Genomic DNA, 565 nt, shown 5'->3' on the forward strand with positions numbered 1-565 from the left:
GGCGCCGCCAGTTAAACGGCACTTGTTCTTCCCTGATAACAGAGTTTTACGACCCGAAGGCCTTCGTCACTCACGCGGCGTTGCTCCGTCAGACTTTCGTCCATTGCGGAAGATTCCCTACTGCTGCCTCCCGTAGGAGTCTGGGCCGTGTCTCAGTCCCAGTGTGGCCGATCACCCTCTCAGGTCGGCTACGCATCGTCGCCTTGGTAGGCCGTTACCCTACCAACCAGCTAATGCGCCGCGGGCCCATCTGTAAGTGACAGCATAACCGTCTTTTAACCTCTCTTCATGCGAAGAAAGAAGTTATCCGGTATTAGCCCCGGTTTCCCGGAGTTATCCCAGTCTTACAGGCAGGTTGCCCACGTGTTACTCACCCGTCCGCCGCTGAATCCGGGGAGCAAGCTCCCTTTCATCCGCTCGACTTGCATGTATTAGGCACGCCGCCAGCGTTCGTCCTGAGCCAGGATCAAACTCTCATAAAAGATGTTTGTTAGCTCATTTTAAAGCTGACTAAAAATCATAAATTATTGACGTTTCGTTTCGTTCAGTTTTCAAAGATCAAACT

At 52.4% G+C, this 565-nt stretch carries 1 rRNA gene; it reads right to left on the reverse strand.

From position 1 onward, the window contains the following. Positions 1 to 482 (reverse strand): 16S ribosomal RNA (locus ACFSCZ_RS17925); the annotation flags it as partial. Between the last annotated feature and the right edge of the window lie 83 nt (positions 483 to 565).

Origin of the sequence: Siminovitchia sediminis (assembly GCF_042680885.1) — a bacterium.
Taxonomy (GTDB): domain Bacteria; phylum Bacillota; class Bacilli; order Bacillales; family Bacillaceae_C; genus Siminovitchia; species Siminovitchia sediminis.